Annotated in this window: 14 protein-coding genes; 6 read left to right on the forward strand and 8 right to left on the reverse strand. The window is 69.2% G+C overall.

The window, feature by feature from the left end:
- Window positions 1-131 precede the first annotated feature (131 nt).
- The gene (locus ABD289_RS12385; protein WP_344130484.1) at window positions 132-1,139 is read left to right on the forward strand and encodes an iron-siderophore ABC transporter substrate-binding protein; all 1,008 of its coding nucleotides are present in this window, start codon (window positions 132-134) and stop codon (window positions 1,137-1,139) included.
- 102 nt (window positions 1,140-1,241) lie between these two features.
- Here ABD289_RS12385 and ABD289_RS12390 read toward each other — a convergent pair whose 3' ends face one another.
- From ABD289_RS12390 to ABD289_RS12420, 7 genes are all read right to left on the reverse strand, one after another.
- Window positions 1,242-3,467 (reverse strand): DUF8189 domain-containing protein, encoded by a 2,226-nt coding sequence (locus ABD289_RS12390; protein WP_344130487.1) that lies wholly within the window; start codon window positions 3,465-3,467, stop codon window positions 1,242-1,244.
- The gene (locus tag ABD289_RS12395; protein WP_344130490.1) at window positions 3,416-4,033 is read right to left on the reverse strand and encodes a DUF4232 domain-containing protein; all 618 of its coding nucleotides are present in this window, start codon (window positions 4,031-4,033) and stop codon (window positions 3,416-3,418) included. Before ABD289_RS12395 ends, ABD289_RS12390 begins: the two co-directional genes overlap by 52 nt.
- Before the next feature lie 375 nt (window positions 4,034-4,408).
- Window positions 4,409-5,671 (reverse strand): pyruvate dehydrogenase complex dihydrolipoamide acetyltransferase, encoded by a 1,263-nt coding sequence (locus ABD289_RS12400; RefSeq protein WP_344130493.1) that lies wholly within the window; start codon window positions 5,669-5,671, stop codon window positions 4,409-4,411.
- Window positions 5,672-5,697: 26 nt separating this feature from the next.
- The gene (locus tag ABD289_RS12405; protein WP_344130496.1) at window positions 5,698-6,693 is read right to left on the reverse strand and encodes an alpha-ketoacid dehydrogenase subunit beta; all 996 of its coding nucleotides are present in this window, start codon (window positions 6,691-6,693) and stop codon (window positions 5,698-5,700) included.
- 159 nt (window positions 6,694-6,852) lie between these two features.
- Window positions 6,853-7,953, reverse strand: a complete 1,101-nt coding sequence (pdhA, locus tag ABD289_RS12410; protein WP_344130499.1) for a pyruvate dehydrogenase (acetyl-transferring) E1 component subunit alpha — start codon at window positions 7,951-7,953, stop codon at window positions 6,853-6,855.
- 200 nt (window positions 7,954-8,153) lie between these two features.
- Window positions 8,154-9,614, reverse strand: a complete 1,461-nt coding sequence (gene lpdA, locus ABD289_RS12415; protein ID WP_344130502.1) for a dihydrolipoyl dehydrogenase — start codon at window positions 9,612-9,614, stop codon at window positions 8,154-8,156.
- Window positions 9,615-10,201: 587 nt separating this feature from the next.
- Window positions 10,202-11,419 carry a PucR family transcriptional regulator gene (locus ABD289_RS12420; RefSeq protein ID WP_344130505.1) on the reverse strand — a complete coding sequence of 406 codons (1,218 nt, stop codon included), beginning with the start codon at window positions 11,417-11,419 and terminating at the stop codon, window positions 10,202-10,204.
- 214 nt (window positions 11,420-11,633) lie between these two features.
- On the opposite strand from ABD289_RS12420, the gene ABD289_RS12425 reads away from it, so the two are divergent.
- Window positions 11,634-11,888: a hypothetical protein gene (locus ABD289_RS12425; RefSeq protein WP_344130508.1), complete on the forward strand. Its 255-nt coding sequence runs from the start codon at window positions 11,634-11,636 to the stop codon at window positions 11,886-11,888.
- Here the strand turns inward: ABD289_RS12425 and ligD are convergent.
- Window positions 11,885-12,877 carry a non-homologous end-joining DNA ligase gene (gene ligD, locus ABD289_RS12430; protein ID WP_344130511.1) on the reverse strand — a complete coding sequence of 331 codons (993 nt, stop codon included), beginning with the start codon at window positions 12,875-12,877 and terminating at the stop codon, window positions 11,885-11,887. The two genes, ABD289_RS12425 and ligD, sit on opposite strands and share 4 nt — an antisense overlap.
- 155 nt (window positions 12,878-13,032) lie before the next feature.
- Here ligD and ABD289_RS12435 point away from each other — a divergent pair, with 155 nt between their 5' ends.
- The 4 genes from ABD289_RS12435 to ABD289_RS12450 all read left to right on the forward strand — a co-directional run bounded on the left by ABD289_RS12435 (window position 13,033) and on the right by ABD289_RS12450 (window position 15,752).
- On the forward strand, window positions 13,033-13,785 hold the full coding sequence (locus ABD289_RS12435; RefSeq protein WP_344130514.1) for a DsbA family protein: 753 nt from the start codon (window positions 13,033-13,035) through the stop codon (window positions 13,783-13,785).
- Window positions 13,782-14,408, forward strand: a complete 627-nt coding sequence (locus tag ABD289_RS12440; protein ID WP_425564663.1) for a vitamin K epoxide reductase family protein — start codon at window positions 13,782-13,784, stop codon at window positions 14,406-14,408. Before ABD289_RS12435 ends, ABD289_RS12440 begins: the two co-directional genes overlap by 4 nt.
- 103 nt (window positions 14,409-14,511) lie before the next feature.
- The gene (locus ABD289_RS12445; RefSeq protein ID WP_344130517.1) at window positions 14,512-14,943 is read left to right on the forward strand and encodes an ATP-binding protein; all 432 of its coding nucleotides are present in this window, start codon (window positions 14,512-14,514) and stop codon (window positions 14,941-14,943) included.
- Window positions 14,940-15,752 (forward strand): SigB/SigF/SigG family RNA polymerase sigma factor, encoded by an 813-nt coding sequence (locus ABD289_RS12450; protein ID WP_344130520.1) that lies wholly within the window; start codon window positions 14,940-14,942, stop codon window positions 15,750-15,752. The genes ABD289_RS12445 and ABD289_RS12450 overlap by 4 nt, the downstream gene beginning before the upstream one ends.
- The last annotated feature ends 67 nt before the right edge of the window (window positions 15,753-15,819 follow it).

Here is a 15,819-nt window from a genome sequence, read left to right on the forward strand (position 1 = left end):
CGGCATCGACGATACGCGCTGCGGTGATCGGATTCACCGGATCGAGACTCCTCAGTCGAATTTCGTTAGGTTAGCCTTGCTTCGCAAATTTCGGGCAGCTGGCCCGAACCGGACCCCAGAAGGACTCGCTGATGACTCCTACGCACAACGCGATCGGCCGCCGGAGCTTCCTGGCAGGCGCGACCGGCCTACTCGCGGCGGGGCTGGCCGCCTGTGGCGCCGGAGGCGGTTCCGGGTCGGCGGGCAACGCCCAGTCCGGCCCCGGTTTCCCGGTCAACATCCCCAACCGATACGGCACCGCCGAGATCGGAGCCGCGCCGAAGAACGTGGTGAGCCTGGGCATCACCGACCACGACGTGCTGCTGCCGCTGGGCGTGATCCCGGCAGGCCTCACCGCGTGGGGGCCGTGGGACAGCGGGGTCGGCCCGTGGGTGGAGCCGATGCTGGGCGGGCAGCGCCCGAAGGTGCTCGGCAGCGAGGTCGACGTGGAGAAGGTCATCGCGCTGCAGCCCGACGTGATGGTCGCGTTGCAGAGCGCGCTGACCCAGGAGCAGTACAACCGGCTCGCCGCGTTCAACCCGGTGGTGGCGCAGCCGCCGAACTCCATCGACTACGGCGTGAACTGGCGCGAGCAGGCCGAAGCCATCGGCAAGGCCGTCGGCAAGCAGGCAGAGGTCGAAGAACTCATCCGGCAGACCCAGTCGCGCATCGATCAGACCCGCGAGGCCAACCCGAAGTTGCGGGGCAAGACGCACGTCACCGTGCGCACCGACTCAAAGGGCACCTACGCGGCCTACACCAAGCCCGATGCCCGCACCGCGCTGCTCGAGCAGCTGGGCCTGAAGCTGTCGCCGGAGATCGAGAAGCTGGACGCCGGCGGCAAGTTCAACGTCAAGATCAGCAAGGAGCAGGTCGGCCTGCTCGACGCCGACGTCGTCATCGTCACCACCGCCAAGCCCGCCGACGTCGACGTGGTCCGCAACGACCCGTTGCTGAACAACCTCCCGGCCACCAAGCGCGGATCGCTGGTGCTGCTCGACGACTACGACCTCACCATGGCCCTCGGCTCGGCCACCGTCTCCAGCATCCCCTTCACCCTGGACAACCTCACCCCGAAGCTCTCGGCCGCGGTGAAGTGACAGTTTTGCCTAAAACTGTCCGGGCATTTCGGGCGCCGAAGGTTCACAGTTTTAGGCAAAACTGTCAGCGGCCCGAGGTGAGTGCCCCCGGGCCGCGCCGGGTCAGGCTTCGAGGGAGTCGAGGAGTTCCTTCCAGGGTTCCCAGGGCATGTCCGGGCCCGGTTGCGCGGTGGTGTGCATGTCGCCGCTGCGGCCGACCGCGAACAGCGCGCAGGTGCCGTCCGGGCGGCTGACCGCGACCGGATCGCCCTCGAGGTCGCCACCGATGCCGGTCCACGCCGACCAGCCGCCCTCGTCCGTGAGCTGCTCGGCGGTGTGCATCTCGCCGTTGCTGCCGCGGGCGAAGACCTGGACCCGGCCGTGCTGGTTGAGCGCGATGGCCGGGGTCCCGGTGAAATCGCCGCCGAGGGCGGACCAGGTGCCGCCTTCGCCCGGGCGGGACATGACGTAGAGCTGGTCGTCATCGCCCACAACCAGCAGCACCACCAGACCGTCCGGCAGCGTGGTCACCACCGGATCTCCGGACATGCTGCCGCCCAGGCTCTGCCAGTCGGACCAGCCCGCGCCCGCCGTGCCCCGGGCGCAGAAGACGACCTCGCGCTGCGAGTTGCGGGCGAACACCGACACCTCGCCACCGTCACTTAGGGAGACGGCCGGGCGGCCGATGAGCTCGCCGTCCTGCTCGACCCAGTCGGTCCAGTGCCCGCCGCGGCCCGCCTGAGAAGCGGTGTGCAGCTTGCCGTCGCGGCCCACCGCGTAGAGCGCCATCGCACCGTCGGGCCGCACCACCGCCACCGGGTCGGCGGCGATGTCGCCGCGCAGGCCGATCCACGGCCCCCACTTGGCGCCCGGCTTCACGCAGGTGGAGGTGATGACCTCGCCGTTGTGGTCGCGGACGAAAACCGTCATGGCGCCGGACGGTTCGCGCACCACCACCGGACGCCCCTCGGGGTCGCCGCCGATGCCGAGCCAGCCGACCCAGTCGCCACCGGCCTCGACCTGCCACGCCGTGACGACCTCACCCTCGACGCTGCTGGCGAACGCCCACAGCGCGCCGTCGGCGCTGGGCAGCACCCAGGAACCGAACACCGTGGGCACCACGGGTTCCGGCGCGGGGCGCGGCGGCACGGGTGGTTTCGAAGCAGGAGGCCGCTTGCCCCGCGGAGGCCGGGGCGGCTGCTGACCCTGCTGCGGAGGGTGCCCGTTCTGCGGCGGCTGCGGCTGGCCCTGCGGCGGGTGCGGCTGGTGCGGAGTGCCGAGCACCGCCCGCTCCGTATCGGCGATCAGCTTCTTCGCCTCGGCCTCGCGCTCGTCGTAGCGCCCGCCGAATCCGGACTGCTGCACCGCCTGGGCGAGCGCACCGGCACTGGGGTGCCGATTGCCCTCCTCCTGCACCGCCTTCTCGAAGAACTTCCGCGCGGCGTAGCGGACGTCCATGATCTGCTCGGGCTTGCCCCACCACTCCGGACGCTGCTGGAACACGCCGAGCGAACTCTTGTCGCCCCAGTTCAGGTTGGACATCTGCGATTCGACCAGGCCGGCCTCGAAACCGGCCAGCATCACGAAGTCCGAGACGTTCAGGTGCTTGCCGACCAGGAAGACCACCCGCATCACGGCCGGGTCGGGCGGCCCCGGAGGACCACCGCGCGGCGACGGGCTGTCCGGGATCGGCGGCAGCGGCGGCGGGGTCGGGGGCTGCGGCGGCTGACCCCGCTGCGGCGGAGGCGGCTGCGGCGGCCGGCCCTGCGGAGGCGGCTGCGGATCGGGGTTCGGCTGGATCATCGCATCCCCCACGTGCTGCCGGAACCGGTTCATGTCCACGTGCCCCGGGTCGATCTTCCCGGTCACCGAGGTCTCCTTGTGCCCGCGCGCGTGCTCGGCGGGGACGTTCAGGTAGTGCAGCACTGCGGCGGTGGCGCGCACCGCGGCGTCGTACTGCTCGCGGGACGGATGCTGCTGCACGCCCTGGTAGTCCCACTCGAACCCGATGTAGATCCCGTTGCCGCTGCCTGCCGCGGGCATCGGCCCGGATGCCTTGGCCTCCCCCGCGTGGTTCGCGCGCCCGGCGGCGATCAGGTGGATCGCGCCGTCCAGGCCGATCAGCGCGTTGCACAGCGGCCCGTCCAGGTCCGGGCGGCCGTTGCTGCACATGCCAACGGTGGGCGCGGGGTTCTCCGGAGTCGTGACGGTGGCCGTGTGGTGCTGCAGCACCCCGATCGGTGCCGGTGGATCACCTGCGGCGGCGCGGTCCCGCCAGCCATCGGTCTCGAGCACGTTCAGACCGGCCCGACGTAAGACGTCGACCAGCCACACCAGTGGTTGTGGCATCTTTCCTCCCCTTCATCTCGGCGACGGTCAGCTGCCGTCGCCGTAGACCTTGCGGAACGCGGTGGCCTCGACCAGCCCGTTGCGGCGGACCGCGCCGTACCACGGCGCCGACAGGGAGCGGTCTCCCCGGGCGGCGTGAACTGCAGCACTTCCGATTCCGCGCACGGGGCCTGGTAGATGTCCCAGGTCAGATCCATGCCCGCGGACTGGCTCCGCTGCAACGCGATGACCGGCGGATCGGCCTGCATCCGGTTGATCTCGGTGGGCAACGGATTGCCGTCGTGGTCCGCGAACCGCAGGCCGCCGCAACCGCGAATCTGGCACATGCGCCCGCTGGTGCTGGTGACCTCGAGCGTGGTCTGCTGCCCGCTGTCCGGACCCATCGGGTCCAGCTGCATCTGCAGCTCGCGGCTGCTGCAGGCGAGCCCGCCCTCGGCTTCCGGAACCCCGGTCCGCGTCCCTTCGGAGTCCGCAGTGGACTCCTCCGCCGCGGTCCGCGTTCCCGACGTCCGCGTCGCGGAGTCCTGCGCGCCGGTCGTGGGCTGCGCCGGCGCCGGTCGGGTCACGGTCACCGTGGCGGGCTGCTGCTGCGACTACCGCGCCAGCTGCCCCGCACCCGGCCGAGGCCGCCACCGCGGCCAGCGCTGCGCGGCGATTCCCCCTGTTGCTCAACGCCTTCCGGTTCCTCCCAGTTGCCGTGGCCGACGCGGGAACGCGTCGTCGGCTGAGTTCCGGGCCGGGAGTCTTCCAAGCGGTGCGGACTCGCACGGCCGATTCGGGGAAACCAGCGGGCAAGATCACCGGATGAGAGGAGCAACCTACGCAACGTGTCCGAAGCCGCAACCCGAACAGCGGTTGCCGTGGTGCTGTCCCGGGGGATCGATGCGAAAAGCGGCGGTGGCCGACCCGAAGGTCGGCCACCGCCGCTCGTCCCCCTTCGATCAGGCGATGATGCGGATGGGGTCCTCCAGCAGGTTGGTGAGCTGCTGCAGGAAGGCCGCACCGACCGCCCCGTCCACGGCGCGGTGATCCGCCGAGAGCGTGACGCGCAGGATCTTGCGGGCCACGAATTCGCCGTCGCGGACCTGGATCTCGTCGCGCGCGGCGCCCACCGCCAGAATTCCCGCCTCCGGCGGGTTGATCACGGCGCTGAACTGCTCGATGCCGAACATGCCCAGGTTCGAGATGGAGAAGGTGCCGCCGGACATCTCGTCCAGCTTCAGCTTCCCGTCCCGGGCCTTGCCCGCGAGCTCGCGGCTCTCGGTGGCGATCTCCGAGACGCTCTTGCGGTCCGCGTCCTTGACCACCGGCACCACCAGACCACCGTCGATGGCCACCGCGACGCCGAGGTTGATGCGCTTGTGCTGCAGCAGCTTGTCCCCGGCGAAGGAGACGTTGACCGACGGGTTGGCGCGCAGCGAGGTCGCCACGGCCTTGACGATCAGGTCGTTGACGCTGACCTTCGGGCCGTCGGCCGCCTGCAACCGCTCGTTGAGGTTCGCCCGGAAGTCCAGCAGCTCGGTGACGTCGATGGCACTGGTCAGGTAGAAGTGCGGCGCCGTCTGCTTGCTCTCCGTCAGGCGCTTGGCGGTCACCTTCCGGATGTTGGACAGCGGGATCTCCTCGACGTCCTCGCTGGCCGCAGCCGGAGCGGCCTCCGCAGCGGACGGAGCCGGAGCGGCCGCCGGAGCCGGTGCCGAGGCGGTCGTCGAAGCGGCGGCCTCGATGTCGGCGCGGATGATCCGCCCGCCCGGGCCGGTGCCCTGCACCGCGCTCAGGTCGACGCCCTTCTCCCGGGCGACGGCCTTGGCCAGCGGCGAAGCCTTGGGCTTCGAGCCCGGCTCGGCCGCAGGTGTGGAATCGGCGGCAGGAGCGGCGGCGGGCGCCTCGGCCGGGGCAGCGGGCTCGGCCGACGGAGCCGCCGCGGGGGCGGCGGGTTCGGCCGAAGCCGCCTCGGCAGCCGAACCGGAACCATCGCCCAGCACGCCGATCGGCGTACCGATCGGAACCGTGGTGCCCGGCTCGACGAGGATCTTCTCCAGCACCCCGTCGTCGAAGGCCTCCAGCTCCATGAGGGCCTTGTCGGTCTCGATCTCGGCCACGACATCGCCGCGGTTGACCTGGTCACCGACGTTCTTGTGCCAGGTCGAGATGACGCCCTCCTCCATGGTGTCGGAGAGCCTCGGCATCTGAATCTCAGTCATCGTCTTCCTCGGGGAGAGCGCGGGTCTCAGCGACGCCGACCGACGGCGTCCAGCGTCTGGTGCACGGCGGTGGTCAGCGATTCGGCGGACGGCAGCGCGGCCTTCTCCAGCGGCTTGGCATAGGGCAGCGGCACCTCGGCCGCGGCGACCCGCCGAACCGGGGCGTCCAGGTAGTCGAAGGCGCCGTCGGAGATCGACGCGGCGAGCTCCGCGCCGATGCCGTAGGTCAGCCAGTCGTCCTCGGCGATCACGGCGCAGCCGGTCTTGCGCACCGACTCGACGAGCGTGTCGCGGTCCAGCGGACGCAGGCTCCGCAGGTCGATGACCTCGGCGTTGATGCCCTCGTCGGCGTGCAGCTGCTCGGCGACCTGCTGGGCGACGGTGGCCATCCGGGAGTAGCCGATGATGGTGACGTCGCTGCCCTCGCGAGTCACCTTCGCCTTGCCGATCTCGGCGGGCTCGATGTCGTCCGGGACCTCGCCCTTGGTGTTGTAGAGCGCGAGGTTCTCGAGGAACAGCACCGGGTCGTTGTCCCGCATGGACGCCAGCAGCAGCGCCTTGGCGTCGGCGGGCGTGCTCGGCGCGACGACCTTCAGGCCGGGCACGAACGCGTAGTAGAGCTCGATGTTCTGCGAGTGCGTGGCGCCCAGCTGCTGACCACCGCCACCGGGGGTGCGCAGCACCATCGGCACGCTGGTCTGGCCGCCGAACATGCCGTAGATCTTGGCGGCGTGGTTGACGATCTGGTCCAGCGCGACCAGCGAGAAGTTGATCGTCATCAGCTCGACGACCGGGCGCAGGCCCAGCATCGCCGCACCGACCGAAGCGCCGACGAAGCCCTCTTCGGCGATCGGGGTGTCGCGGACGCGCTTTTCGCCGAACTCCTTGAGCAGACCGGCGGTGATCTTGTAGGAGCCTTCGAAGACTCCGATTTCCTCGCCGATGAGGAGCACGTCCTCATCGCGCAGCATTTCCTCGCGAAGCGTGTCGTGCAGCGCTTGGCGATAAGTGATGACTGCCAAGGGTGATTCTCCTGGACAAAAGGGCATGGATGGCCCGCGCACCGATCGGGTGGTGAGTTCCGCGAGTGGCGTTGGCCGAACTCACCACCCGATCCGCGACGAACCTGTGGCGGGGTGTCGCAAAAACCGCAACGGGACTGCGGAAAGACCCGGGTGGCGTTAGAAGACCGGGTCGGCGGGGAGCCTGCGCGAGTCGTTGTCGACCGGAGTGGCGTAGGTGTAGTCGAACAGCGTCGCGGGGTCCGGGTGCGGGCTGTCGTCGGCGAAGGCCACGGCGGCGTCCGCCTCGGCCTGCGCCTTGCGCTCGATCTCGACCGCGGCGTCCTCGTCGAGCACACCGGCCTCGATCAGCTGCGCCCGGAAGTGGGCGACCGGGTCGGCCTGCTTGGCCTTCTCGACCGACTCCTCGCTGCGGTACTTGGCCGGGTCGACCACCGAGTGGCCCTTGAGCCGTTCGCTGACCAGCTCCAAGAGCGCCGGGCGGCCGCTGTTGCGCGCCTCCTCGACCAGCCTGGAGGACGCGTCGCGCACCGCGAGGACGTCGTTGCCGTCCACCCGCTCGCCGTGCATCTTGTAGGCGGCGGCGCGCTTGTAGAGCTCGGACTCCGCCGAGGACATCTCCACGGTGGTGCCCATGCCGAGCTGGTTGTTGATGACCACGAACACGACCGGCAGGTTCCACAGCGCCGCGATGTTCAGCGCCTCGTGGAAGGCACCGATGTTGGTGGTGCCGTCTCCCATCTGGCACATCACGACCTGGTCGCCGCTGCGGTAGTCGATGGCCAGCGCCGCGCCGGTCGCCAGCGGGATCTGCCCGCCGACGATGCCGTAGCCGCCCAGCAGCCCGGCCTCCACGTCGAACATGTGCATCGAGCCGCCCCAGCCCTTGGAGGTGCCGGTGGTGCGGCCGTAGAGCTCGGCCATCACGCGGCCGGGCTCGATGCCCTTGGCGATGGCGTAGCCGTGCTCGCGGTAGTTGGTGAACAGCAGGTCGGTCTTGCGCAGCGAGCGCATGAGACCGACGACCGAGGCTTCCTCACCCAGGTTGAGGTGGCAGTAGCCGCCGATCTTGGCCTGGGTGTAGCCCTGCGCCGCGCGCTCCTCGAAGCGGCGGATCAGGGTCATCTCCCGGAAGTAGTCGCGCAGCAGTTCCGGCGACTCACCGGAGAACGGCCCACGATTGGCCTGCGCCGAGGTGCTGCGGCGCGACTTGGTCGTGGTGCGCGTGGACGGCTTGCTGCGGGTGGCAGTCTGTGCCATCACTTACCCCTTTTCTGGTCAGGGTCTGCTTTGAAGTGGCGAAACCACTTGCTCCTATGGGGACCGCCTTGCAGCGCTCGCACCGCCGGTTTCTGAGCGGCTTCGTGGCGCGGACGGCCCGGACGCCGCGATGGCTGTTCGAGGAGGGGACCCGTCAGCCCCCGACCCGCACCGCCACGCCCGCGGACTTCACAACGCGCCTATCGCTTCTTCGGCGGGGCAACGTGGACCGGCAGGCCGAGGGCGCTCATCGCGGCCTCCATGCCGACCTCACCGAGGGTCGGGTGCGCGTGGATCGTCTCGGAGAGCTCGTCGAGGGTGGCTTCCAGGCCCATCGCCAACGCGCCTTCGGTGATCAGGTCGCTGGCCGAGTGCCCGATGATGTGCACGCCCAGCACCTCGCCGTACTTCTTGCCCGCGACGATCTTCATGAAGCCCTCGGTGTCGCCGTAGCTCTGCGCGCGGCCGAGCGCGGCGAACGGGAACTTCGAGGTGACCACCTCGTGGCCCGCCTCGGTGGCCTGGGCCTCGGTGAGGCCGACGCTGGCGATCTCCGGGTGCGTGAAGGTCGCGGCCGGGATGACGTTGTAGTCGATCGAAGCGTGCTCGCCCGCAACGGTTTCCGCGGCGACGACGCCCTGGTGCGAGGCGACGTGGGCCAGCAGCGCCTTGCCGGTCACGTCGCCGATGGCGTAGACGTGCTCGACGTTGGTGCGCAGCTTGTCGTCGACCTCGATGAACCCGCGCTCACCGGTGGACACGCCTGCCTTGTCCAGGTCCAGGCTGGCGGTGTTGGGCTTGCGGCCCACGCCGACCAGGACGAAGTCGGCGTCGATCTGCTGCGGCTTGGCACCGTCCACAGTGACCTGCAGGCCGTCGGAGCCCTGGTCGATGCGGGAGACCTGGGCCTCGGTGAGGACCTTGATGCCCTTCTTGGAGAAGGTGCGGCCCAGCGTCTTGCCGATCTCGGCGTCCTCGGCGGGGACCAGGGTCTTCTGCATCTCGATGATGCTGACCTCGCTGCCCAGCGTGTTGAACAGCGTCGCCCACTCGGCGCCGACCGCGCTGCCGCCGATGATGGCGATGCGCTTGGGGACCTCGGTCAGGCCGAAGGCGCCGTCGGAGGTGATCACACCGGGCAGGTCCGCGCCGGGCAGCGGCAGCTGGACCGGGACCGAGCCGGTGGCGATGATGACGTCGCGGGCGGAAACCCGGTCGATCGGCTGGGCGCCGGAGGGGTCGGCGGCGTAGCGCGGACCGTCGGCGCCCAGCGGGGACTCACCGGTGGCGTAGACGTCCACGGTGGTCGGCCCGGTGAAGCGGGCGTGCCCGTCGATGACCTTGACACCGTTGGCCTTGAGCAGGCCCGCGACGCCGTCGGTCAGACCCTTGACCACGCCGGCCTTGCGCCGGGTGACGGTGTCGTAGTCGATCGAGACGTTGTCCACGTTGATGCCGAAATCGGCCGCGTGCAGCACAGTTTCGTAAACCTCTGCCGAACGCAGCATCGCCTTGGTGGGGATGCATCCCCAGTTGAGGCACACGCCGCCGGGGCGCTCCTTCTCCACCACGGCCACCGACAGGCCGCGCTGCGCGGCCCGAATCGCGGCGACGTAGCCACCTGGGCCGCCGCCCACAACCAGAAGGTCGAACTCCTGCACTTCGCTGTGCTCCTTTGATCGCACGCGCCGATTACCCAGGGCCACTCGAAGCGGCCCATCCTCACACAGAGTTTCGTGACAACCACCACTTCGGCGCCATGCCCGCTCGCCCAGAGTTTGCGCAGGGCGACTGTGCAGACTGCACAGCCGCAGGCGCGGAGGACACCGCGAGTAATCCTCCCATCACCGAACTCGTCGGTAACCTCGCTCACACCCGCCCGTCGCGCGCCCCACGAAACCCCGCGCCAACCCGACCCCGCCGCCAAACATCGCGAACCACCCGACTGTCACCTCTGCACAACGAACCCAACCGAGCACCACCCCGGCGGCCCCAACTCCCCGCGAAGACCGAGCCAGCCCCACCGGCACCACCACCCCGCGCAGTACCCCGCCAAGACGCCAGGCGACTCACCCCAGTGCACCTCGGCCTGGCCTGGTGACAGTTTTGCCTAAAACTGTGAGGCTCTGGCGCCCGAAATGTCCGGACAGTTTTAGGCAAAACTGTCACTTCCCGCCGCGTGCTCGTTCCGCCACCCGGGCCGTCACGCCAACCGCGAACTGGAACAGGGCCTCGCGGGGCGTCGGCGTTAGGTGCGGAGGCCGTCTTTGAGGCGGTGGGCCGAGAGGGCCAGGGAGAGGGAGACGTAGGCCGTTCGGCCGTGGAGGGGTTGGCCGATCAGCGAGGTGATGCGGTGCAGCCGGTTGAGCACCGTGTTGCGGTGGCAGTGCAGGCGGACGGCGGCGTTGGCCGTGGAGCAGTTCTCCTCCAGCCAGGCCGCGAGGGTTTCCAGCAGCATGTCGCGTTCCTTGACCGGCAGCTCCAGGACCGGGCCGAGCTGGGAATCCAGCAATCGCTGAGCGAGGTCCGGGGATTGCACCAGCAGGGCCTCCGGGAAGCGCTCCTCGAGGGTGACCAGTTCGGCGCTGCCGTGCGCGGAGGTGCCCAGCGTCGTCAACGCCAGCTGGTGGGCGAGCCCGACCTCGGCCAGCCCCCGAACCTTCGGCGAGACCGCCACGCGACCGCGCGCCAGCGGCCGCAGCGCGTCGACGGCCTGCTCGGCGTGATGCTGCTCGAGGGCCACCAGGCCGACCAGGGAGTCAGCGCGGACCTGCCAGACCGAGCGGAAGTGCATGGCCCCGAGCGCGTCGGCCTGCCCGCGCAGCGCGAAGCCGCTGTCGTCGATCATCTCGGCGACCACGACCAGGTAGGCGCCACCGGTGGGCAGATCGAGCTCCTTGGCGGTTCGTTGCGCGAACGCCGTGTCGCGGGCCCGACCGGCCAGCAGGTCCTCGACGAGGGCGTGGCGACGCTGATCGTCGCGTCGCAGGCGTTCGAGCTCGGCGTTGCGGTAGGAGGTCGACAGGGCCGAGGACAGGGTGTCGATGACCGTCCACACGGAGGTCGCCACGCCCAGCAGCGCGTCCGGATCGGCGCCGTCGTGGTGCGCCCGGTCCACCAGGGCCTCCCAGACCACGCGGCCTCCGAGGCGGAAGGTCCGCAGCATCGCTTCCAGCGGTACGCCCTGCTCAGCGCGGCGGCGGCCGATCTTGCCGGCCACGTCGTCACGGTCGGAGCCTTCGACCTCGCCGTCGAGCACCTGCAGCACTCGTTCCAGGTACTGGCGACAGCCCTCCCAGAGATCTTCCTTGGGCACCGGGCTGTAGTCGGTCCACTCGGGGTTGTCGGTGAAGATCGCCGACATCAGGCGTTCGGTCAGCGTCTGGACGTCATCCAGACCGGCCTTGGCGAGCACGTGCGTCACCGCGGCCGGTCGGCCGGACTCGGGGGCAGGATCGGCTACCACGTCGCGCAACGATACCGGCCCGCGACGAACCCCGACCGCGCTCGCGACCGGATCACCTCGGCCGATGCGCCCGCAACCATCGATTCCACTGTGGACACCACTTGATCACGACGGTGCGTAGTGACCTGATGACTGTCCGGATTGTTCTTCGTTTCCGTTGCGCTACAACGGAGTTGCGCATCACACCAGGAACAGGAGCAAGGTCGTTAACGTTGTGCCCGCAGCGAACGACAAGCAGTACGGAACCGCCGCTTCCGGCGCTCCACCTGGAACGATCTTTTCCCATCACTGCACGAGAATTCAGGGGTACCTCATCATGCAGAGCAACAACCACACCTTCGTGTCGGTTGTCGGAACCGTGGCCATGGTCGTCATGACCGTTGTTCTTGCTGCAGTGAGCCCGCAACCTAATGATCAACAGGTCGAGCCCGCCGCCGAGCAGCACCCGATCGCGGTCGCGGAGCGCTAACTCCCGCCTCGCACGTCCTCGGCTGGCTTGTCGTCGCGCAGTCCGCGGAACCGGGGGTGGCGGAGCCTGCCGTCCGGGGTCCACTCGCCGAACTCCACCTGGACGACCAGCTCCGGCGCGACCCAGTGCGCACCGGGTTCGCTGACCGGATCCGCGAACGGAGATTCACCGCGGGTCATCCCGCCGAGCCTGCTCCGCAGATTCCGCAGAGTCGATTCGTCGTATCCGGTGCCGACCTTTCCCGCGTAGCGCAAGGCGCCCTGCTGGTAGTAGCCGACCAGCAGGGCGCCGAACCCGGTGCGCGATCCCCGCGGATCGGTGTAACCGCCGACGACGAACTCCTGGCTGTGCACGCACTTCAACTTCAGCCAATCCCCGCCGCGCCCGCTGCGGTAGGGAGTCTCGGCCCGCTTGGCGATGAGTCCCTCCCAACCGCTTTCGCACGCCTGCCGGAAGAGCTCTCGGCCATCGCCCACCCGGTGCTCGCCGAGCACCAGCGGGTCCTCGAAGTCGAAGCACTCGGCCAGCAGCGCCTTTCTGGTGCGCAGCGGCAGGCCGGTCAGATCCACACCGCCGAAGGCGATCAGGTCGAAGACGTAGTACTGCACAGCTACGCCGGTGCGCCGGGCCGCCGCCGCGTCGGTGAGGTGCATGCGCTGCTGCAACCGGGCGAAGCTGGTGCGATCACCGTGGAAGGCGACCACCTCGCCGTCGATCACGAACCGGGACGCGGCCTGCGCGGCGAGGGCCTCGACGATCTCCGGGTACGCGGTGTCGGCGCGCTTGCGGTTGCGGGACCACAACTGCGGCTCGCCGCCGTCGGCTCCGGCGATCACCCGGACCCCGTCGAGCTTGCGCTCGAACAGCCAGCCGTCCCCGGGGAACGACTCGGCGGGCGTGGCCAGCGCGGGATACTGCCAGGTCCCGCCCGTCCACGCGCTCAGCCGGGTGCGCGCCCGGGCGTCGAGCAGCTGCAGCGGATCCGTCATCCCTCACGTCATACCGGTTGCAGGATCGGGCGGAAAGCTGAGAACCGGCTGTGAACCCCCTGTGACTCGCACCCCGTAGCAATTCCCGATCGGGTGAATGAGCCAAACTGCAGATGTCGGCTCTCCCCCACGACCGCCGAAGGTGAATGCGCTCGATGTCGAAGAACCAGAACCTCGTCACCCAGAAGAACAGCGGGATGACGACCAACATCATCCTGACGATCATCGTGGTGATCGTCGCGGTGGCGGTGATCGGTGGTGTGCTGCTGTTCAACCGCAGCGGCGACAGCGGTGGCGGCAACGCGAGCGGCGGACCGACCGTGGCCGCCGACGTGCTGCGCAAGCCGGACAGCAACGTGCTGACCGAAGCGCCCGACGGCAAGGTCACCGTGGTCGAGTTCCTCGACTACCAGTGCTCGAGCTGCCGCGCCTACTACGAAGGCCTGACCAAGAAGATCGAGCAGGACTACGCGGGCAAGGTCACCTTCGTGACCCGCAACTACCCGCTGGAGATGCACGCGCTGGCGCAGCCGGCCGCGCGCGCCGCGGAGGCCGCCGCGCTGCAGGGCAAGTACAAGGAGATGTACCACGCCATCTTCGACAACTACGAGTCGTGGGCGCAGGACGGCCAGCAGCTCAGCAGCGACAAGAACCGGGCCAACGCTCAGTTCGAGAAGTTCGCGCAGCAGATCGGCCTGGACATGGCCAAGTACCGCCAGGACCTGAACTCGCCGCAGGTGCAGCAGAAGATCGACGCCGACATCGCCGACGGGCAGAAGGCCGGCGTCAGCGGCACCCCGACGATCTTCATCAACGGCAAGCAGTTCCAGCCGGAGTCGGGCACCCAGTCGTTCACCGAGCTGAACAAGCAGTTCCGGCAGCAGCTCGACCAGGAGCTGAACAAGTGACCGGCACGCGGGCACCTCAGGAGACGGTCTCGGCGACCCCGGAGCCGTCGGCCCGGCCGCGCGGGCTGGCCTGGCTCTACGTCATCGGCGGCCTCATCGGGCTGGCGTCCTCGTTCGCGCTCATGCTCGAGAAGCTCGAGAAGCTGGTCAACCCGGACTACGTGCCGTCCTGCAGCATCAACCCGATCGTCTCCTGCGGTTCGGTGATGGACAGCGCGCAGGCCGCGCTGCTCGGCTTCCCGAACCCGCTGATCGGGCTGATGGCCTTCCCGGTCGTGATCACCGCAGGTGCCGCGATGCTGGCCGGCTACGCCGCGCCGCGCTGGTTCTGGCTGGGTCTGCAGCTGGGCACGACGCTGGCCGTGGTGTTCATCCACTGGCTGGTGGTGCAGAGCCTCTACTCCATCGGTGCCCTGTGCCCCTACTGCATGATCGTCTGGGTCGTCACGATCCCAATCTTCTGGTACACCACGCTGCACAACCTGAAGGCGGGTCACTTCGGCGGCGGTCGCTCCATCGGCGTGGCGCTCGGCCGGTTCCACAGCGTGGTGCTGGTCGTGTGGTACCTGGTGATCGTGGTACTCATCCTGCAGCGCTTCTGGGACTACTGGACCAGCTTGTAACAGTGTTCCTAGGTCAGTTTGTGGGGCGCGGGGTCCGGGTACCAGAAGATTGCGAGGCGCACCGACCGAACGAGGTAGCCCGGATGAGAACGAGGTGGCCCGGATGAGCGTGGAACGCGAGGTCGCGCACGTCGAGCCTGAGACGCCGGCGGCGAACCAGGTCGAGGTGCGAGTGCCCGCCGATGCGACGCAGCTCGCGGTGATGCGTGCCGTGGTCGGTGATCTGGCGATGCGCGCCGACTACGACGTCGACACGATCGCCGACCTCAGGCTCGCGGTCGATGAGGCTTGCTCCTCGCTCGTCCGGCTCGCCGCCGAAGAGGCGACGCTGGTCTGCCGCTTCCTCTCCGGGAGCGATCAGCTGTCGGTGGCCGCCGAAGTGCGCAGCACCGACGCGTTCGGCCCGCGCAAGGACACGTTCAGCTGGCGCGTGCTCAGCGCACTGGCCGATGCTGTGTCAACCTCGGTCGAGTCGGACCCCGCCAACGGCAGCAACCTGGTGCGGATCGAGTTGACCAAGGGGAAGCAAGTGTGAAACGAGCGGATTCCAAGTCGAGCCAGCGTTCGCGCAACGAGCACTACGACGAGTTGGCGCCGCTCTTCGGCGAGCTAGCGAAACTGGACGAGCAGAATCCCCGTCGCACCGAGCTCCGGGACCACCTGGTCACCGAGCACCTCCCGGTCGCCGAGCACATCGCTCGCCGGTTCAGCCATCGAGGCGAGGCCCAGGAGGACCTCTCGCAGGTGGCGATCCTGGGCCTGATCAACGCCGTGGACCGGTTCGACCCGGAACGCGGGGTGGACTTCCTGTCCTACGCGGTGCCGACCATCATGGGCGAGGTGCGCAGGCACTTCCGCGACACCGGTTGGGCGGTGCGGATGCCGCGCAGGCTGCAGGAGCTCCACCTGTCGGTCTCCGGGGCCATCGCGCGCCTCTCCCAGGAGTACGGCCGGGCTCCCACGCCGAGCGAGCTGGCCACCGACCTGGGCATCAGCACCGACGACGTCTACCGCGGCCTGGAAGCGGGCAACGCCTACCGCAGCACCTCGCTCGACGAGCTGCTCACCGACACCGACGAGATCCCGCTCGGCGACGCGATCGGGTCCGATGACGCCGAGCTGGCCGAGGTGGAGAACCGCGAGATGGTGCGCCCGCTGCTCGACGAGCTCCCCGAGCGCGAGCGCCGCATCGTCATCATGCGCTTCTTCCGCGGCATGACCCAGACCCAGATCGCCGACCAGGTCGGCATCTCCCAGATGCACGTCTCGCGCCTGCTCACCAAGACGCTCACCTGGCTGCGCTCCAGGCTGGACGAGGGGGCGGCGCAGCCGACCGAATCCTGATCGGTCCGACCGGGGAGTCGCCGATGTGGAACGGCCGCCCGGACCCTGTCGGGGGGAAGGTCCGGAC

Origin of the sequence: Saccharopolyspora halophila (assembly GCF_039531955.1) — a bacterium.
Taxonomy (GTDB): domain Bacteria; phylum Actinomycetota; class Actinomycetes; order Mycobacteriales; family Pseudonocardiaceae; genus Saccharopolyspora; species Saccharopolyspora halophila.